General features: G+C 40.8%; 17 protein-coding genes. 10 read left to right on the top strand and 7 right to left on the bottom strand.

Features of this window, described 5'->3' with window-relative positions:
- The first annotated feature begins 2 nt into the window (after positions 1-2).
- The 5 genes from AC0VX7_RS13035 (at position 3) to AC0VX7_RS13015 (ending at position 6,207) form a co-directional block, all read left to right on the top strand.
- Complete coding sequence (locus AC0VX7_RS13035; RefSeq protein ID WP_475424565.1) at positions 3-1,013, top strand: ABC transporter ATP-binding protein; 1,011 nt, start codon at positions 3-5, stop codon at positions 1,011-1,013.
- A gap of 14 nt (positions 1,014-1,027) precedes the next feature.
- On the top strand, positions 1,028-1,831 hold the full coding sequence (locus tag AC0VX7_RS13030; protein WP_475424564.1) for a serine hydrolase: 804 nt from the start codon (positions 1,028-1,030) through the stop codon (positions 1,829-1,831).
- Between the two features lie 169 nt (positions 1,832-2,000).
- A complete protein-coding gene (locus AC0VX7_RS13025; RefSeq protein ID WP_475424563.1) occupies positions 2,001-4,034 on the top strand; it encodes a sensor domain-containing diguanylate cyclase in 2,034 nt (677 codons plus the stop codon).
- A gap of 306 nt (positions 4,035-4,340) precedes the next feature.
- Entirely contained in the window at positions 4,341-5,225 is an 885-nt protein-coding gene (locus AC0VX7_RS13020) for a carbon-nitrogen hydrolase family protein (RefSeq protein WP_475424562.1), read from the top strand.
- Positions 5,226-5,490: 265 nt separating this feature from the next.
- Complete coding sequence (locus tag AC0VX7_RS13015) at positions 5,491-6,207, top strand: 3-ketoacyl-ACP reductase (protein WP_475424561.1); 717 nt, start codon at positions 5,491-5,493, stop codon at positions 6,205-6,207.
- Between the two features lie 243 nt (positions 6,208-6,450).
- Here AC0VX7_RS13015 and AC0VX7_RS13010 read toward each other — a convergent pair whose 3' ends face one another.
- A complete protein-coding gene (locus AC0VX7_RS13010) occupies positions 6,451-6,810 on the bottom strand; it encodes a hypothetical protein (RefSeq protein WP_215032974.1) in 360 nt (119 codons plus the stop codon).
- A gap of 288 nt (positions 6,811-7,098) precedes the next feature.
- On the opposite strand from AC0VX7_RS13010, the gene AC0VX7_RS13005 reads away from it, so the two are divergent.
- Both AC0VX7_RS13005 and AC0VX7_RS13000 read left to right on the top strand, forming a co-directional pair.
- Positions 7,099-10,578 carry an SCO7613 C-terminal domain-containing membrane protein gene (locus tag AC0VX7_RS13005; protein ID WP_475424560.1) on the top strand — a complete coding sequence of 1,160 codons (3,480 nt, stop codon included), beginning with the start codon at positions 7,099-7,101 and terminating at the stop codon, positions 10,576-10,578.
- Positions 10,579-10,909: 331 nt separating this feature from the next.
- Entirely contained in the window at positions 10,910-11,458 is a 549-nt protein-coding gene (locus AC0VX7_RS13000) for an HD domain-containing protein (protein ID WP_475424559.1), read from the top strand.
- Positions 11,459-11,519: 61 nt separating this feature from the next.
- Here the strand turns inward: AC0VX7_RS13000 and AC0VX7_RS12995 are convergent, their stop codons facing one another.
- Positions 11,520-12,023, bottom strand: coding sequence for a YhcN/YlaJ family sporulation lipoprotein (locus AC0VX7_RS12995; protein ID WP_475424558.1), 504 nt, complete (start codon positions 12,021-12,023; stop codon positions 11,520-11,522).
- 215 nt (positions 12,024-12,238) lie between these two features.
- Here AC0VX7_RS12995 and AC0VX7_RS12990 point away from each other — a divergent pair, with 215 nt between their 5' ends.
- Entirely contained in the window at positions 12,239-12,967 is a 729-nt protein-coding gene (locus AC0VX7_RS12990; RefSeq protein ID WP_475424557.1) for an esterase/lipase family protein, read from the top strand.
- A gap of 43 nt (positions 12,968-13,010) precedes the next feature.
- On the opposite strand, the gene AC0VX7_RS12985 is transcribed toward AC0VX7_RS12990, so the two are convergent.
- The gene (locus tag AC0VX7_RS12985) at positions 13,011-14,096 is read right to left on the bottom strand and encodes an AI-2E family transporter (protein WP_475424556.1); all 1,086 of its coding nucleotides are present in this window, start codon (positions 14,094-14,096) and stop codon (positions 13,011-13,013) included.
- A 212-nt stretch (positions 14,097-14,308) separates the two neighbouring features.
- Here AC0VX7_RS12985 and AC0VX7_RS12980 point away from each other — a divergent pair, with 212 nt between their 5' ends.
- Complete coding sequence (locus tag AC0VX7_RS12980) at positions 14,309-14,455, top strand: hypothetical protein (protein ID WP_215032887.1); 147 nt, start codon at positions 14,309-14,311, stop codon at positions 14,453-14,455.
- A 177-nt stretch (positions 14,456-14,632) separates the two neighbouring features.
- Positions 14,633-15,055 (top strand): hypothetical protein, encoded by a 423-nt coding sequence (locus tag AC0VX7_RS12975; protein ID WP_475424555.1) that lies wholly within the window; start codon positions 14,633-14,635, stop codon positions 15,053-15,055.
- Between the two features lie 28 nt (positions 15,056-15,083).
- On the opposite strand, the gene AC0VX7_RS12970 is transcribed toward AC0VX7_RS12975, so the two are convergent.
- The 4 genes from AC0VX7_RS12970 to AC0VX7_RS12955 are packed head-to-tail and all read right to left on the bottom strand — an operon-like array spanning position 15,084 to position 18,347.
- On the bottom strand, positions 15,084-15,920 hold the full coding sequence (locus AC0VX7_RS12970) for a PhnE/PtxC family ABC transporter permease (protein ID WP_475424554.1): 837 nt from the start codon (positions 15,918-15,920) through the stop codon (positions 15,084-15,086).
- Positions 15,917-16,717: a PhnE/PtxC family ABC transporter permease gene (locus AC0VX7_RS12965; protein ID WP_475424553.1), complete on the bottom strand. Its 801-nt coding sequence runs from the start codon at positions 16,715-16,717 to the stop codon at positions 15,917-15,919. The genes AC0VX7_RS12970 and AC0VX7_RS12965 overlap by 4 nt, the downstream gene beginning before the upstream one ends.
- 1 nt (position 16,718) lies before the next feature.
- The gene (locus tag AC0VX7_RS12960) at positions 16,719-17,465 is read right to left on the bottom strand and encodes a phosphonate ABC transporter ATP-binding protein (protein ID WP_475424552.1); all 747 of its coding nucleotides are present in this window, start codon (positions 17,463-17,465) and stop codon (positions 16,719-16,721) included.
- Between the two features lie 9 nt (positions 17,466-17,474).
- Positions 17,475-18,347: a putative selenate ABC transporter substrate-binding protein gene (locus tag AC0VX7_RS12955; RefSeq protein ID WP_475424551.1), complete on the bottom strand. Its 873-nt coding sequence runs from the start codon at positions 18,345-18,347 to the stop codon at positions 17,475-17,477.
- Between the last annotated feature and the right edge of the window lie 193 nt (positions 18,348-18,540).

The following is an 18,540-nucleotide window of genomic DNA, read 5'->3' as shown; positions in this document are numbered from 1 at the left end:
ATATGGAAAATGAAGTTTTATTAAGTGTAAGAGATTTAAAGAAGCATTTTACTATGGGTAAAAATGAAATCCTTAAAGCAGTAGATGGCATTTCATTCGATATTTTTAAAGGCGAGACCTTTGGCCTTGTCGGGGAATCTGGATGCGGAAAATCGACCGCCGGCAGAACAATGATTGGACTTTATGACCGGACAGATGGAGAAGTTGTTTTTAACGGCAAAGACGTGCATTCACTTTCAGAAAAAGAAAAATTTCAGTTCCATAAGCAGATGCAGATGATTTTCCAGGATCCATATGCCTCATTAAACCCACGTTCTACGGTAAAGGAAATTATATCTGAACCTATGGAGGTTCATGGACTGTTTCCAAATAAAAAAGAACGCTTGGAACGAATTTATCAGCTCTTGGAAGATGTAGGATTGAATCGTGACCATGCGAACCGTTATCCACACGAGTTCAGTGGCGGGCAGCGTCAGAGAATAGGAATTGCAAGGGCACTTGCGCTTGATCCGGATTTTATCATAGCGGATGAACCAATTTCAGCTCTTGATGTATCAGTCCAGGCACAAGTCGTAAACCTGCTGAAGCGTCTTCAAGAAGAAAAGGGATTGACTTATCTATTCATTGCTCACGACCTTTCCATGGTTAAGCAAATCAGCGACCGGATCGGAGTTATGTACCTCGGCCATATTGTCGAGCTCACGGCTAGTAACCAGCTTTACAATAAACCGCTGCATCCATATACTCAGGCATTGCTCTCTGCCATCCCGATTCCGGATCCGGATGTGGAGGATAAGCGGGAGCGTATCATCCTGCAGGGAGAACTGCCAAGCCCGATGGATCCTCCGAGCGGCTGTGTCTTCAGAACCAGATGCCAGCACGCAATGGACATCTGTGCGCAGAAGAAACCTGTCTGGCAGGAGATCGACAAAGACCATTATGTTGCCTGTCATTTATATGATGAACATTTAGAAGGAAAAGATAAAAAAGAAATGCTTGTCAATATCAGATAAGGAACAGAATAGCCATGAAAATAGAAGAATTAAGAGATAGACTGTCGAATGAACTCGCTGGGTGCAAGGGCCGGGCGAGTTTGTTTTTGGAAATTGAAGGATCAATTATAGAATCTAACAGCAATGTAGTTTACCAGTCTGCCAGTTTGATCAAACTGCCGATATTATTCGAGGCTTTGAGACTGATTGAAGCAGGTAAGCTGCAAAAAGACAAAATCGTGACCATTAAAGAAAGCGACAGAATTGGAGACACTGGAGTTCTCCAGGCTATGAAAGTTAAGCAGCTTACAGTCGAGGATTTGTTGTCACTTATGATCATTGTGTCGGATAATTCGGCTACTAATCTATTGATTGATTTAATAGGGAGAAATTCAATCAATTCGACTATATCCACGATCGGAATGAAAAACTCGATATTGCAGCGTAAAATGTTGGATTTCGATGCCATTCAATCCGGACATGATAACTTTACATCCGCAGTTGATATCGCATTATGCTTGAAAGAAGCTGTTGCTGGAGGGTCTTTAAATAAACACTCGAAAAACACATTCTTTTCGTTGCTCCTGCAACAACAATTCAAAGAAAAGCTGCCATTTTATTTGGATGATACTCTATTAAAAATCGGAAACAAGACAGGAGAACTTCCTGGAGTCGAGCACGATTGCGGTATTATATCATACGGTAAGAAGCAGGCATTTATTGTTGTATTGATAGATGGACTTACAGAACCCGAATCAGGAAAAACGACCATCCGACAGATTGGGAAGTACATAAACCGCTTTATAACAAGTGTTTTGACAAAATCCGACTATATATGATAGCTTTCGATAGTATTAAGATATTATTTGCTAGCAACATGATATCTTAATACTTCTGTATTTAATCGGAAAATTAAACGATAATTATTCTAATTCGCTTATTGAATATCAATATAAACAAAAGTAGAATGATTATGGTATCAATTTTGACTTTGCAAGGAGAAGTAAAATGATGGTAAAGGAAAGCGGTACTGGTACAATAATTGAAGATGCAGCAACTGCCAATAATTTGTCACCCTATTTTGTTTGCATACATAAAAATTCAATCATCATTTCTATAGATGAAGGCGGCACTCAGTTGCTCGGATACAAATATCCAGGTGAAATAATAGGAAAATCAATATTTTCCTTTTTATCAAGCGCCAACCAAGAAACAATCACAACCAGAATCGCTGCGATCGAAAAAGGAACGATTCTGCAAGCTAGTATAATGGGTTTCATCATTAATGGTATTCCAATGGATTTCCTGGTTAGTTCTGAAAACACGATATTTAATGGAGAATCGGCAATCAAGACTTGCATGCGCTTCATAACGCCAATGACCATTGATAACGATTACTTGGAAGAAATCGGCTCACTTATACTTAGCTCAAATAAAGGAATTGTCATCACCTCTCCAGATGGCATGATACAGGCTGTTAGTGATTCTTTTACCCGATTGACAGGCTATCTTAAGGAAAACGTCATTGGCAGAAATCCTCGAATATGGAAATCGCATAGCTACACGCCGATTTTTTACAAGAGAATGTGGGACTCTATTTTGACCAGGGGATGCTGGGAAGGTGAGTTATGGAACAAGCGTAAAGACGGCAGCCATTATTTAATGAAGGTGAATATCTTTTCAATATTGAACAAAGATAGCGAACTCGTGAATTACCTTGCTGTCTATACTGACCTTACCGAAGTTGAAATGCTGTCCCAGCAGCTAAAAGAACGCGAGGAACAATTCAGGACTCTTGTTGAACTTTCTCCTAATGCGATCATTCTCTCGCAATTTGATAAGATTGCCTATGCCAATCCGCACACTGAGGCCTTATTTGGTGCAAATAGGAACGAGGTAATTGGTAAACCTGTGAGTTCTTTTTTCAGTGAGCACCCGAAAATAGCTTCTAAAATTGATTTTGATCAAAAGTCTGTAATTAGTTTTGAAGAGCAGCTGAAAAAGGGAGATTCATATATAGATATTGAAGTATCTTCTTCTTTGATTACGTATCAGGGAGAAAAAGCTGTTTTAACTGTTATAAAGGAAATTACAAAGCGTAAAAGCATGGAAAGAGCTTTGCGTGAAAGCGAAGAACAGTATCGCTTTATCGCTGAAAATTCATCAGATATGATTGGAAGGCTGTCAAGTGATGGGATTATTATTTATATATCTCCTTCGAGCAGGGGAATTCTAGGGTACAGAAACGATGAATTGATAGGGAAAAATATTTATGGGAAAATTCATCCTGATGACCGCGAGAGCCTGCTTGAGCAATATGGGAACCCTAAGGAATTAAGTGGCATAGTGACATCGAGCTACAGGATGCTGCATAAAAACGGCGGATATATATGGGCTGAAACTACAGTCAGACCGGTGAAGGACAAATCAGGCAAGGCTTCGGGAATGATGTTCGCCACAAGGGATGTAAGTGCTAGGAGGACCATTGAAAATCAGTTAAGAGAAAGTAATTCACTCCTGAGGAAGCTTTCCTCTCTTGATGGATTGACCGAAATCTATAACCGGCGCGCCTTTGACGAATTCCTTAAGACAGAATGGGCTTTCGCTTGCAAGCATAAAACGCCAGTATCCTTGCTTCTTCTGGATATCGACTACTTTAAAAAATATAATGACACATATGGGCATATCCAGGGTGATGAATGTTTAAAAACAGTTGCCCGCGAGCTTGAACGATTTTTCCATGAAAAAGGGTATTTCGCTGCAAGATATGGGGGCGAGGAATTCGCAGTTGTGCTACCGAACACGGATGCACAGAAAGCATCACAATTAGCTGAGGGTTTCCAGTCGACCATCCGGGAAATGAAGATTGAACATGCAAACTCCAAAGTAAGTGAGATCGTAACAATCAGTATTGGTCTTTCATGCGTTACTCCTTTTAACCCACATGAACTGAAGCTGATTCTTGAATTCGCAGACCGCGCATTATACAAGGCAAAGCAAAACGGCCGTAACAGGATTGAAGTATGTGAGCACAGAGAATGAAAAGGTTTAAAAAGATAAAGTAATAAACCAGCTCCATCGTCCCCTAAAACGATGGAGTTTTTGCTTTTCCTCCATCGCTTTTTCTACTAATTTTGCTTTTTCTTGAGCGGCAAGCCAGAAAACTTTGGTCAGACTTATCGTGGTCAAGACAATCCTTCGCCTATGATACATAGGAAAGAAAATTAATTTCTTGTTATTTTTTTTAAAACTGTATTCATACAAAGCGAAATGCTATATAATGATTTTCGTATTTCCGAAAATTTGAATTCAAGATGAAAATGTCTATAGATACAGGGGGAATGATGGATGAAAATGAGAGTTTCCGCAGTCCAATACCATCTTCACACGATCAGGTCGTTCGAAGAGTTTGCTCAGCAGTGTGAGCATTATGTAAAAACAGCACAGGAGTATGGTTCAGAGTTCGTTTTGTTTCCTGAGTTCTTTACTACTCAATTATTATCAATCGGCAGTGAGCAGGGTACGAGGCTGACCATCAATGAACTCCCCGGTTTTACCGAGCAATATTTAAACCTTTTCCAGAGTTTCGCATTGAAAACAGGGATGCACATTATTGGCGGAACACATGTTATTGCTCGAGAAGGAAAGCTCTTTAATGTCGCTCACATGTTTTACCCGGATGGCAGAATCGTCGAGCAGGCGAAGCTTCATATTACACCTACCGAGGTAAATGAGTGGAATATGAGTGCGGGAGAGGATTTCAGGGTATTTGATACAAAGAAGGGACGCATCGCGCTGCTAACCTGCTATGATATTGAGTTTCCTGAAATCGTAAGGATGGCTAAAGCAAAAGGTGCAGATGTCATTTTCGTCCCATCCTGTACGGATGACCGCCATGGTTTCCATCGAGTTCGCTATACCAGCCATGCACGAGCTATTGAAAACCAGGTATACGTCGTTTTGACAGGAACAGTAGGCGCATTGCCTACAGTTGACTTTATGCGCGCTAACTTTGGCCAGGCGGCAGTGATTACGCCTAATGATATTCCGTTCCCTCCAAAAGGTCTTCAGGTTGAAGGGGAACTTAATGATGACATGATCGTAACTGCCGACCTTGATTTAGAACTATTGTACGAAGTGCGTGAGCGCGGTTCGGTCACTACATGGCGAGACCGCCGTACTGACCTTTATCCAGACTGGGAACAAGCCGAAAAGAATTTTATTCGATATTGAGCACCCTACATGGAATATATTCGCGTTAACAGTATTGAAGAGCCACTTTATGCAAAGCTCTATAATATAATGAAGAAGGTGTTCTAGCCAGGCCAGCAGTAATTTTTCCTGCTGGTCTTTTTATAGGTTCGAATATTTTCCTTTAGTACCAGCCTGATATGGCGACTAATTCGCTTCCATCTTCTAAATGAGTCACAAGATTTGTTTTCACCGATGAGATTTTTTATAATTAACCCTTGACTACATAATTGAAAGGAGTCACCATATGGAATCTTTAAAAGGGAAAACAGCGCTGATCACGGGTGCTGGCAGAGGCATCGGCCGGGCTGCTGCTATAGCTCTGGCTAAAGAAGGCGTAAATATTGGCATGATTGGGCTAACGCTTGCCAATCTGGAGAAGGTTACAACTGAACTTGAGGAATATGGGGTAAATGTTTCAGGGGCTGTAGCTGATGTATCTGACATCGAATCTGTACAGCACGCTGTTGACCATGTAACAGAAGAAATCGGTCCAATAGATATCCTAATTAACAATGCAGGAATCGCAAAATTTGGCGGCTTTCTCGAGCTAGAACCACAGGAGTGGGAAAAAATTATCCAGGTCAATTTGATGGGCACATATAATGTGACTCGTGCTGTCTTGCCAGGAATGATTGAGCGAAAAACAGGTGACATCATCAATGTTGCTTCCACAGCAGGGCAAAAGGGAGCACCGGTAACAAGTGCATACAGCGCATCAAAATTCGGAGTGATTGGGTTGACAGAATCATTAATGCTTGAAGTCCGAAAGCATAACATTCGTGTCAGCGCACTTACACCAAGCACAGTAGCTACTGACCTGGCCATTGAGTCGAACTTAACAGATGGCAATCCGGAAAAAGTCATGCAGCCAGAAGATTTGGCTGAGCTAATGGTAGCGCAACTAAAATTGAACCGCCGCGTTTTCATCAAAACAGCTGGAATGTGGTCTACAAATCCATAATCATTCAGAGGATAGAACCAACAAAGGTTTTATCCTCTTTTTTTATAAAAACTAAAGAAAAACTGAAGTGTCTTCCTGGAAAAGACACTCGCAATCAGTAATAGTACCTGGTACTAATTGGATGCAGGAATACCGCTAAAATATGCTGTTCCAGACTCTAGAAAGGCTATTATTATATTAAAAAACGATACTGTTATTTTGGTATAACTTAAGAGAGTGAACAAAAAAACGGCATAAGCCGTTTTAAAAAGCATATTGGAATATCCCATAATAAAGGGGCAGTACAAATATCAATCCACTCAGTTTTGCTGCAAGCGGCATGGGTTCTTCCTCTTCTTCCAGGCCAAAATCCCCTGCAAACCGCTCCGCAAAGAATATGGTAAAAATCACATCCCATAAAAGACCGATAACGAAGACGATTTTCCATACTAAAGGGGTTAGCATTTCTGTTTCAGTCACATATCCAAATAATCCAAGCCAAGTGATGATTGAAATGACAAAATCCAGCCTGGTGATATTGTTTTTATATTTACCCTTGATCAAAAACCAAATTGCCGTGGTGCCCATAAATCCTAAATACATTAACCATAAAAAGTCAGTCATTTTCTTACCTCGTAATCTTTTAATTAGTTTTTTATCAGAGTGGTTTAAACGTCCTGATTCTGAAAATTATAAATCGAAACAGAATGATAGTGGTAAGTCGCTTTGTCCGAGAAGAACACCCTTTAAACGCACCTATCCTATTATAAAGGTGAAGAGGCAATGTTGGAATAGAAATTGTCGAAAAATGACTTGTGATTTTTCCATGTAAAATGTTGAATTATTTTCTAAAAGGTGTAAAATTACACTAAGCAGTTTAAATATGGGTTAAAGAGGGATTGGGGGATAAAAATGGAGCATGCTCCTAAAGAGGAAAGACGCAGGATTTTCCGTAATGAGCTCTATAATTTAAAAGAATCAGGTTATGTATCACCAGAGGAATACAAAAGTGTATCAGAAGCCCATAATGAATACTTTCTTGATTTGCTGGCAAAAGACCGGCAGGAGAAAGACTTGGCAACTAGGAACAATACTCCTAAAGTACTTGAACTTAAGAACGAAAAAGTTCAGTCAACAGATCGCGTTGCGGTGAAGGAGAATCAAATACAACAGTCTAAACCAAACCCGGTAAAAGCAAGACCAAAGAAATCAGCGGAAGAGATTCGTGAACGGAATATTTCCTGGTCTTTGAATATAGGGGTGATCATGCTTTTGATTGGCGGATTGTACCTAGCTACAAGCAACTGGGAAAGTATGACTCCATGGATGAAGACAGGGTCAATCGCAATGGTTTCGGCTTTGTTTTACGGAATTGCCTATATTAGCTACAAGATCATTAAAATTGAAAAAACAGCCTTTGCGTTTGTGGTACTTGGCAGCCTTTTCTTGCCTATCTTCACCTTATCACTAGGCTGGTTTGAATTGCTCGGCCCTTTCTTATCGTTCTATGGAGAAGGTCGCTTCATTTTAGGGGCAATAAGCAGTTCAGTGTTGATTCCGATATATGGTTTTCTGGCAAAGAGGCTATCTTCGAGGTTATTCGTGTGGTTTACGTTTATTACAACCTCCATTGCAGCAGCATATGTGTTGAGAGCGATTGGACTGAAAACAGACGGATTTTACCTCGGCCTGATGATTTTCAATACACTTCTGATTGCAGCCTATCACCAGCTGAAAATAAAAGATCACCTGCCGCTTTTCACCAAGGAACTTGCAGTATATTCACAGGCAAACCTAGTACTGTCTACCTTGTTAATGCTTTTCTTTTATGAAAATCATATTTTCAACGGCTTCAATTTGATTTTGACTGCTATTGTCTATCTATCGATGATCTTCGTTAATGGCCATAAAGAGTATCATTTTGTTTTTAGTGCCATGTTCATTTACGGTGCCTATCAAATTCTTGAAAATTGGTGGTTTACAGAAGTAAGTGTAATAGGTTATGCACTTCTTGGTTTCGTGTTTCTGTTCGTTCCAAGGTTCATTGATGATAAACACGCCTTGAAAAGAGCTTTCCAAATGACTAGTGCAGTTGTATCAGGTCTTGCCTTTTTATTCATCACAGCCGAAGGGATGATGATTCATACCGAAAGTCCATCCTTTATTCTTATGGCAGCTTACCTGATCATTTCAGCTAACTTCATTTATCTTGCGAATACCAATGAAAATATCATTTTTAAATATTTGAGTCCGATTTTCCTTGCAGCCGCTATGTTTGAAGCCGTTTTGCAAATTGAAAAATGGATCGGTTTCGAAAGCCTTGTTTTGCCAATTTATTTCATTGGGTTCATTCTCTTCAGTCTTGCAGGCTGGCTGGCCAAGATGAAGTATCTTCAAGCCATTAAAACCAGCTCGCGGGATGTCGGAATGGTGATCATGCTTTTCATGATTCTTGTTGCTTTTTCCATGTTCGACTGGTGGGAGCTGGCCCTGATGTTCTCGCTGACCAGCTATGCTTTGTATATCATGATGAAAATAGAAAGCAGACCGATTTTGCCTTTGGTTGCACAATGGGCAGCACCCATCTCACTCGGTTTATCAGCCGCTGCCATCGGGGAGGAAATACGGTTACACTCCATCTTATATAACGATTTTATTGGAATGCCCGGAAATTTCGCTCTTGCGGGAGTCCTTTTATTAGGTACCAGTTTTGTCCTTGGCAAAACAAAGGAAACCATCCTGTCACAAAATGCATTTTTCAGTTCGCATGGTTTCTATGCGGCAAGCCTGTTTTACACATTCGCGTCTCCGATGACAAATATTTACGGAGAATCAATCATTTGGTTTGGCGGTATCATGATGTCTCTCTTGCTTTATAGAGTGACAAAAGAGTCACTGGTCGCATTTTTTTCCGGTGTAGTCAGCCTTGCCTGGTACCTGATCACTATGGACTCGATTAATCAAAAGATATTTGATTTTAGTACAACAATAGAGTCTTTAATCATCCCAGGAGGCGGATGGTTATTGCTGGGGGCAGCCGCTTTACTTATTCAAAAGCAGAGAGGTCTTGCAATTGCTTATTCATGGATTGCTCATATCTACCTCGCTCCAATAATGGCAGTTGAGTTTATCATGTACGGGGATGAAGCGATCTTAAGCTACTTGGTTGGAACGGGAGTCTATGCAGCGAGTATTTTCTTTGTGAAAAAGGAATGGAAAGTGAAATCGTTCTTATACGCTGCATTCACTACGTTGTTCCTGACGATCAAGACGGGTATCAGTCATTTTACAGAAACAGATACAGGCCATTACGCCTTCCTGGTGACAAGTATTTTGTTGACTCTATTCTGGGTATTGTCAACCGCGAGTTTTAAACAAAGAACCTTATATTATCTTGTCCCGATTTCACTCTTAGGAGTAGCAAGCTTTCTGGCGGCATATCCATACAGCTGGCTGTTGTTCGGTATAACAATTGGTTATGCAGCAGCGATATTGGTTTTGCTCCATATAGTGAAATGGGATTTAGCCGCAATGATCCCGTTATTAATGATCTTTTACGGCACAATCCAAATCATGTTCCTGGCACAGTTGCATGTGTATTGGGATATCGCTATTCTTTCAGGATCAGGAATTTTGCTTATTTTTTCAGGGAGAAGGATTTATAGCAATCTCTGGGAAAAGGGAGGAGTTTTTGGACTGCAAAGCATGGATGCTTATTCATTAGTCGGATTCTTGTTCATTGTTTCCGTGGCACTAATGAATGGTGAAACCTTCTGGGCGCTCATTGTCCATGGACTCCTTCTATCTGCAGGATTATGGCTGCAGAAGAACAGGGTTCATGGTAAAGGAGTAAGTGTAATTCAATTTATCGCAGGGGCTTACCTGCTGATTCCTTATTATACAGCCGTAGAGCAGCTTAATATCCCGGCCTTGTTTGAAAGGGAGGTATACGTACTTCCACTCGTGGCCCTTGTGATTTTCTTACGATATATGTTCAAAGCGAGAAGCAAGCAAATCACCAGCTATATTCAGTGGGCGGTGTTGATGTTGGTATCTCTTATGCTCATTCAGGATGGCTTGGAAAGCAATACGGTTTATGATGCCCTGATTCTTGGATCGCTGTCGCTGATTTCCATGCTGGCCGGAATGTGGCTGAGAGTAAAAGCTTATTTCTTTGTTGGGGCGGGAGTTTTGCTTCTTAATGTGGTTCTGCAAACCCGCCCATTCTGGGGAAATCTCCCTTGGTGGGGTTACCTCTTGATCGCCGGATCGATCCTGATCAGTGTTGCCAGCTTCAATGAGTGGAATAAACAAAAAGGAGCTAGAGGGGAGAAAACTCTCTTGGCAAAGTTAAAAGAGAGTTTAATCATGAAAATGAAAAACTGGAACTAATAAAAGCTGGCAAAGGGGGAATGTTTTGATCCTTTGCCAGCTTTGTTTTATGAAGGCTCTTTTCTCAAACTTTTTTGCTATTTGACTACAAAATAGGATTTAATGACCGTTTTTCTTCGTAAAGTTGACTCTTTTGTGAGAAAAGAGCATGCAAACTTAATTCCGACCTGCAATGGCCTTATATTACGTTAAAATCGGCTTTAGGATTTTAACAACAATCTTTACGAAAACAGGCTATGTGAAAGGTAGGATGCAAAAAAGTGCATTTCTGGATGATTTCTGTTAACATTCATAAAAATGAGGGTATCACATCAGCTAAGGAGGTTATGAAATGAGGGATGTAACTCTTTTGGACATATTTGAACACCATATTGCCCAAAAATACTTGAAGCGTTCTGGCATGGCCCATGCTATCGCTGTCGCTTACCACGCATTCCATCTTGCCAGGGAGCATAAGGTGGATGTAGATATTGCAGCGAAAGCCGGTTTCCTGCATGATATAGGGCATTTTACCTGGTACAGGAACGGCAAATGGGACTACGAGCTATACAGAAAAAATGACATCCATCCAATTAAGGGAGCGGAGAGAGCGCATAAACTCTTGATCCGATTGGGTGAAAACCCCGTGCAGGCGAAAGCCACTTCACTTGCAATCCTTTTCCATACAGACTCCTTTTTGCCTTCAAACGATATTATCCGTACGCCACTTCAGCAGGTAGTGAAATGGGCAGATGAAAAAGACGAAGAAGAAGGCGGAAACCACCATTACAGGAAAATAGAACATGAGCGTGCAAAACAAAGCATTATCAGGCTTGATAAAATGATTGATGAAGAGCTTTTGAGTGGTAAAAGCGGGGGAGGAACACAATTGCCATCATAAATGAACTAAGGGCATCGGGTCTTCCCGATGCCCTCATTCAATCTCTGGACTTGGCTGGATTTTAACGATTATCAGGGAAAATTCTTTCTATTGTAGCATTAAAATCTTCGGAAAGCCCCACAATCGGCCTTCTGCTCTGAAGTTGATCCCTATAGTCTGTCATTCTGACAACAAACTCTGCATTAGAAGATACATAAACATCATCAATGGATTCATCGGAGACTTTGATTTGTTGAGCAATTTTGTTTTTTAAATCACCTGGAACAGCTTCTGTATCACCATTTTCAAGGACTACGGCCACATAAGCCTTTCGCTGCACGGTGAGGACGGTAGCGCTTTGGACTTCATTAAGCATTTCTACTTGTTCCTCCGCATTTTCATCCACATGCATCTTGTATGTTTGATTATATGAATTGGTGGTGTACTCCTGGTTGATATTCTGGATTCGTGCACCATTATTATTTATCTGATAAGTTTCTGCTCCCTCATCTGTATAAGTATTGCACCCGGCGAACAAAAGGGCGGTCATAATCAGGATAAGCACCTGTACGCTAATTCGTTTCATTGGCAAATCCTCCTATTTTTTGAATCGCAAATAGAATGTCCAAATCGACGAAGTTTTATTCGGAGTTTCCTAACTTATTAAAAGTGAGAAAAGACTATTGTTTGTTCGGTAATTTGGTACTGGAAAATAAGGCAGTGTGGATATTTGAGAAAATGGAGGAATTTTATGAAAGCGCCGCCATAAGATTTATAGAAAAATATTTTAGGAGGTTATTAATGACTAAGACCAGGGGTTTGATGAGTATCGCTATTACAATTGTCTTTTTTCTTTCCGTTTTTTCAACAGCCGAAGCGGCTAAAAAAGTTCCCGTTACTTCTGAGAAGGATCCAGTCGTTTTCGTTCATGGTTTTACAGGTTCGTCTTCAAGTTTTGATGACATGAAACAATGGCTTATTAGCCAGGGATGGCCATCCAATTACCTGTATGCCATCCAATATTCAGATACTACAGGAAGCAGTATAGACAATGCGTACGAATTGCAATCGTTCGTGAAAACCGTCTTGCGACAGACGAAAGCATCGAAAGTTGATATAGTCGCACATAGTATGGGAGGGCTAAGTACACGATACTATGTAAAATACCTGGAAGGCGCTCAAAAAGTCGATGATGTAGTCACATTAGGTTCCCCTCATCACGGCACGAATTCTTCGTATTTTGGGTTGTGGACTCAGGGAGCGCGAGAAATGGTCCCTGGAAGTACTTTCCTGAACGACTTAAACAGTGTTGATGAAACACCAAATGGAAGTGACACTTCAGCGATCATTCAATACACATCAATTTACAGTAGTGCTGATACAGTCATAAACCCTTATACGAGTTCAATTATTGCTGGAGCAGAAAATGTTGAAATTAGTGGTGTGAGCCATAGCGGCCTGTTGACAGATTTATCAGTCCGCCCACTTATTCAGACGGGGTTGGAGGATGGAGGAAAGAATACAAACTAAACAGGCAAAAGGCCAGCGATGCTGCTGGCCTTTTGTGATTTGTTTATGAATCAGGGGTGATCAGGTTCCTCTTTTCCCTGAGTTTATAAAATTTCCATACATCCTTTATGATTATTTTAACCACAGAATAAAGTGGAATGGCGATCAGAATCCCAACGAAGCCGTATAAGGAGCCTGCTGCGATTAACAGGAGGATGACGGTAATCGGATGGATGCTGAGCTTTTTCCCCATCACCTGAGGAGTAACAAGATTCCCTTCAAGCTGCTGCACGATTACTAGGACGATCAGTACCTTTACCATCATCATCGGACTGCTTGTGAGGGCAACGAATAATGCTGGAATAATACCTATAATCGGGCCCAAAAATGGAACAACAGTTAAGAACATCGTGAAGATTGCAAGGATAAGGGCATAATCAAGTCCAATGATTTTATATCCAATATACATTAGCGTCCCGTCCACAAGAGCGATGATGAATTGGCCAGTTACATAGGTGAATAGAGTTTTATCAATATCTTTTAAGATTTTATTGCCTTCCTGCACATGTCCTTCTGGAATTAGTTTTAAAATATAAGGCCTTAACTTTTCATCATCCTTTAAAAAGAAGAACGCAAGAAAAGGAACAACGACAAGAACAGTCGCGACACTAGTGATCACCGAAAATACTGTCAAGAGATTTTCTCCCAGACTTTGTGTGACCTTGCTCAAATAGTTCAGTGCTCTTTGCTTGATTTCATCTGCATTAACAAAACCAAGCTGATTTTCATTGATGACTTTTTTCGACTCTTCCGTAATTTCATCTACTTTTTGAGGAAAGTTTCCCTGTATTTCGCTGATCTGTTCTCCTAATTGGGAACCTGCAAAATAAACAAATCCCGAAAATAATCCAGCTACCAGAACAAAGACAATCACAATGCTCACTATCTTTGGCATGTAACGCTCAAACCATTGAACTGGTTTCCTTAATATATAATAGACAAGACCTGAGATCAAAACAGGAAAGAAAATGGCGATAATAAAGTTTTGCAGCGGCCAAACAAAGTAGTCTATCTTACCAAAGAGGAAAATGATAAGAAGCAGGAGAATGGTTCCGGTTGCGTATTTAAAAAAAGGTCGTTGTATCCACATGTCTTTTACCCCCTGAATATTTATGTCTCTTCCTATTAATTACCTTAAAGAAATGGACACTAAACAAACTGGTTGTCATATAGTGGACAGTACCGACATATAATAATAAAAATGGTAGTTTGATATAAATCTTAACGGGTAAATATTCTGGTCAACAGAAATAGAATCGCAGCATTAGCCACTGGTCATCTTCTGTGTAAAGGGGTCTCTGTATGGTTGCAGTCGAAGAACATCTGTTATTTATCAAAGAACTTGGCCGTTTATTCAATGAGTACGCGCAATGCGAGGATAAGGAACTGAAAAATGAGATTTATAAAGATATTCAGCTATTAGGTAAGGCAATCAATATTAGTAACTAGGTTTAAATAGAACCCGGCAAGCCCTTGATCAGCGGCTTGTCGTTTTTATTTTTTAGGTATTTTTGAGTGTGTGAAAGAGCCGGTGAACAAAAAAAGAACCAACAAGAGCTATATTTAGGAAAGCTAGCCATTGTTCTTTCATATATATGAAACAAGCATATGAAAGGGGAGGGTTATATGAGAATTGACCTTTCAAGGGAGCAATATTTGACACTAGTAAAATTATTGCAGCTTGGAAACTGGCCGCTTGGTCTGACGGAAGCAAATCAGGAACTGGTGAGTAAAGCGGAGGATCTTGAACAATATATTTTCTCTCTATCAAGGGACTTTGAAGCTGCTGACGGGATTTACTATGACGAGGAAGAGGAATATTACTATCTTTCCGAAGGCCTCAGGGATACGGTGGAGGCGATTATTGATGAGTACGAGGAAGATGTCTTTTGGGATCAGCTTACCCATAAGCTCGCAACGATTGATTTGAAGCGTGAAGTCAACATCAATGCTTCTATTGAACAAAAGATCAATCGGCTTTTCCAACTGAAAGCACGTTATGAAAAATACTTCCTGGAAAACGGTTTGGACAAAATTGATATTTTATAAGGAAAAATCCGGCCAGGCATGGCCGGATTTATTTTATGAAGATTCTCGCTTTTTCAGAAATGTAGTCGGCTGCGAAAACCAGGAGAAGATAGAAAAATAGCAAGAGAGTAATATCTGTGTAATGGAAGAAACTCATGCTCAGCTTGAATTGCTGACCGAGCCCACCTGCGCCAACAAAACCGACGACAATCGTCGTTCGCATGATGACCTCCCAACGGTAAAGGATATACGTCAGGAATCGGGGAAGAGCAGCAGGCAATATTCCATACAAAAAGAGCTGAAAACGTCCTGCCCCGGATGAAGAAAGATTCCGAACCGGCCTTGAGTCTAAATCTTCGATGACCTCTGCAAAAAGCTTTCCAAGAATCCCGAAATTATGAAGAGCAAGTGCGATTGCCCCCGGCAATATTCCAGGTTTAAAAATGAAGATGATGATCATTGCCCAAACAAGCTCAGGGACTGCCCGAGAAAAGATATATCCTCCGCGAACAACACCAAATGATAGCCAACCATGCCATTTTTTAGCCAGCGTGAGGGACCCGTCTGCAACATTCCTTGCTGCTGGCACAACTGTCAGGAGTGCGGCAATTGTCGCAAAGCCAGTAGCCATCACACTCATCACCAATGTTTCAATCGTAAGATCCAATGCATTTTTCCAGTTTTTGGCATTAAGATAAGCCGGACTTTCTTCATCTATACCCAAAAGCCCTTTAAAGAACTTGCTAGCGTAAAAAAGATTCTTTTCTGTAAACAGTAAGGACAAGCTTGCTTTTTCTACAATAAATATCGATGCCCAGGATCCAATCATAAGTAGCAATAGAGCATAGACAGAAGCTGTTACGAAGCTAAGTTTATATTTCTTCATTGTACCAGCCTCTTTCTTAATTGGTTGCTCCAAAGATCGATGATGAGGACTAGGGCGATTAAAAAGAACACGAAAGTCCAAACTTCATCATAATGAAGGTCATCAAGACTCAACTGAATTTGATACCCCAGGCCACCGATGCCGACAAAGCTCATGATGGCAGAAGAACGAACTGCGCACTCAAATCGGTACATCGCATAACTGGTAATGCTTGCCCTGACCATTGGCAAGTAACCATACCATAAAATCTGCATTTTTGAAGCGCCCGCTGCTTCCAAAGCTTTAATCGGTTCCCTTGGTATGTCCTCCAGCATATCTGCAAAAATCCTTCCCAGGATGCCACCGTATGGTATAGCCAGGGCAAAAATCGCGGCAAAAGGAGAGAGACCGATCGAGGCGACGAATAACCAGGCCCAAACGAGTTCATGAATGGCTCTCATGAAGCCAAGCTGACCTCTAAAAAATGGCCTTATATACCTTTTGATTTTACCTTCTGATACCACAATTCCAGAGGCGAAAATGCCAAAGAAAAAGGCAATGATAATCGCCAGACTCATGCCGGAAGCTGCATATGAAAGAGTTGTCCAGCTCGACTCCAGGGCCAGAAGAAGGATGTCACCCGATAAATCAGGAGTGAAAAATGCTGCCGCAATTTGTTTTGCTGTTATGAATCCTCCGCTATGAATCAAGTTACTATGCCATTCAACAGAGAAAAGACTCCACATGAATGCAAGCAATAGGATCAGTGTAAGGATCTTTCGCTTATGGAGCTCAAAATTCAACCATCTTTTATCCATATCAAGACAGCTCCTTTAGTCTATAAAGGCTATTGATATGGTCATCAGTTACGGAGGAAGCGGGGAGGTCAAAGAAGATTTCACCATCTTTAAGGGCAATCAATCTATCAAAATATTTCCGGGCATAATCGACTGAATGCAAGCTGGCGATCAGTGTCTGGTTTTCCTCTAATGCGATTTTAACCAATAGTTCGAGGACATCTTCCGCACGCGCTGGATCCAGAGAGGCAACCGGTTCATCGGCCAGTACAATTTCAGCACTTTGGACAAGGAGCCTTGCAAGTGCTACTCGTTGTTGTTCTCCACCTGAGAGGGAAGAAGTTTTTTCATACAATTTATCTGTCAATCCCACCCGACTCAGTGCCTGGACAGCATATTCCTTATCCTGAGGGATCAGCATGGAAAGAATCGATTTAAAAATCCCCCATTCAGACAGCCTTCCAGCAAGAACATTATGGATGACCGGAAGCTCTCCCACAAGGTCAAACTGTTGGCGAATGATACCGATTTTTTTTGCTCTCTTCTTATGGTCCATTAGCTCAGAGAGAGGGTGGCCGTCTATCAGGATTTCACCCTGGCTTGGTGGAAGAATGGCTGCCAGCAAATTCAGCAATGTAGTTTTGCCTGCTCCGCTTGGACCAATGAGGGCAACTAATTCTCCTTTATTAACAGTAAAAGAGAGGGAAGATAAAGCTACCTTCCGCTCATAGATTTTCGATATTTGTTTAAGGCTTATTGCTTCTTGCATGAAATCCACCTACTTGATGATCTTGAGTTGCTTTGCTACCTTTTCTATTGCTTCGTAATTTTCATTCTTCGTTTCTATGAATTTATCAGTCTGCAATAATTCCATGATTTCATTATCCTCTGAAGTCATGGAAAGTATCGCCTCTTTGAGTTTAGTTTTGGTATCTGCATCCATCTTATTTAATGTCCAGTTGTAGTCATAGTACTCAGGAGTTGTATAAAACACTTTTACCTTTGATTCATCTACTTTGCCTTCTTTTACAGCAGCTTCCCATACTGAAATATTTAATGCGCCTGTATGGTACGCACCTGATTCTACTAGCTTATATGTTTTATCATGTGAACCGGAGTAGTTCGGCTTTCCATCAAGGTCCTGATCCGCGTCTATGCCAGCTTCCATCATGAAGTAGCGCGGCATTAAATGACCGGATGTCGAGCTTTCACTGCCAAAAGTAAAGGATTTCCCTTTTAAATCTTCCAGGCCATCAATCTTCACATCACTGTTGGCAATGAATACTGATTTAAACTTTTCATCGATTGGTCTCTGTGCAAATGCTTCCGCTTCAGGAACTAAGTTTCTCGCCTGTACACCAGTAAGGCCGCCAAACCAGGCAAGCTGGATTTCGCCGCGTTCGAAGGCAGTGACAAGCGCAGAATAATCGACAGAAGGGACATACTCAACATTCAATCCTGTCTTCTCTTCCAGGTCCTTCGCAAAATCCTCCATGCTTCTGTTCAAATCTGCTGCATTCTGGTCGGGAATCGCACCGATTTTAATTGTTTCTGTTTTTGTGTCTTTTTGTCCTTCGTCTGTACCAGTGTCAGAACAAGCCGTAAGGGTGAAGGTCATCAACAAGCTTAAAAAAGTAATCAATTTTTTCATCTGTTATCACCTTTATAAACAAATTTTATGTACCCTATAAAATTTATCAATAACTAGCGGATAACTCAATACATTTTGATGAAATTTAATATGAATATTATGGGAGATTAGGAGAATTCAATGTCCAAGCAGTTCAAAATCTTAATCATAGCCTGTTTTTAACAAGTTCTATAAGGAGTTGTCAGAACTATAA

The sequence above is a fragment of the Mesobacillus sp. QJM3NY_10 genome, from assembly GCF_056173465.1.
This window is presented reverse-complemented; position numbering and strand designations above follow the sequence as displayed.

Excerpts from the sequence above, each read along its gene's own strand:
- AC0VX7_RS13035 (WP_475424565.1), top strand. The coding sequence starts at position 3 with ATGGAAAATGAAGTTTTATTAAGTGTAAGAGATTTAAAGAAGCATTTT.
- AC0VX7_RS13030 (WP_475424564.1), top strand. The coding sequence starts at position 1,028 with ATGAAAATAGAAGAATTAAGAGATAGACTGTCGAATGAACTCGCTGGG.
- AC0VX7_RS13025 (WP_475424563.1), top strand. The coding sequence starts at position 2,001 with ATGATGGTAAAGGAAAGCGGTACTGGTACAATAATTGAAGATGCAGCA.
- AC0VX7_RS13020 (WP_475424562.1), top strand. The coding sequence starts at position 4,341 with ATGAAAATGAGAGTTTCCGCAGTCCAATACCATCTTCACACGATCAGG.
- AC0VX7_RS13015 (WP_475424561.1), top strand. The coding sequence starts at position 5,491 with ATGGAATCTTTAAAAGGGAAAACAGCGCTGATCACGGGTGCTGGCAGA.
- AC0VX7_RS13010 (WP_215032974.1), bottom strand. The coding sequence starts at position 6,810 with ATGACTGACTTTTTATGGTTAATGTATTTAGGATTTATGGGCACCACG.
- AC0VX7_RS13005 (WP_475424560.1), top strand. The coding sequence starts at position 7,099 with ATGGAGCATGCTCCTAAAGAGGAAAGACGCAGGATTTTCCGTAATGAG.
- AC0VX7_RS13000 (WP_475424559.1), top strand. The coding sequence starts at position 10,910 with ATGAGGGATGTAACTCTTTTGGACATATTTGAACACCATATTGCCCAA.
- AC0VX7_RS12995 (WP_475424558.1), bottom strand. The coding sequence starts at position 12,023 with ATGAAACGAATTAGCGTACAGGTGCTTATCCTGATTATGACCGCCCTT.
- AC0VX7_RS12990 (WP_475424557.1), top strand. The coding sequence starts at position 12,239 with ATGACTAAGACCAGGGGTTTGATGAGTATCGCTATTACAATTGTCTTT.
- AC0VX7_RS12985 (WP_475424556.1), bottom strand. The coding sequence starts at position 14,096 with ATGTGGATACAACGACCTTTTTTTAAATACGCAACCGGAACCATTCTC.
- AC0VX7_RS12980 (WP_215032887.1), top strand. The coding sequence starts at position 14,309 with ATGGTTGCAGTCGAAGAACATCTGTTATTTATCAAAGAACTTGGCCGT.
- AC0VX7_RS12975 (WP_475424555.1), top strand. The coding sequence starts at position 14,633 with ATGAGAATTGACCTTTCAAGGGAGCAATATTTGACACTAGTAAAATTA.
- AC0VX7_RS12970 (WP_475424554.1), bottom strand. The coding sequence starts at position 15,920 with ATGAAGAAATATAAACTTAGCTTCGTAACAGCTTCTGTCTATGCTCTA.
- AC0VX7_RS12965 (WP_475424553.1), bottom strand. The coding sequence starts at position 16,717 with ATGGATAAAAGATGGTTGAATTTTGAGCTCCATAAGCGAAAGATCCTT.
- AC0VX7_RS12960 (WP_475424552.1), bottom strand. The coding sequence starts at position 17,465 with ATGCAAGAAGCAATAAGCCTTAAACAAATATCGAAAATCTATGAGCGG.
- AC0VX7_RS12955 (WP_475424551.1), bottom strand. The coding sequence starts at position 18,347 with ATGAAAAAATTGATTACTTTTTTAAGCTTGTTGATGACCTTCACCCTT.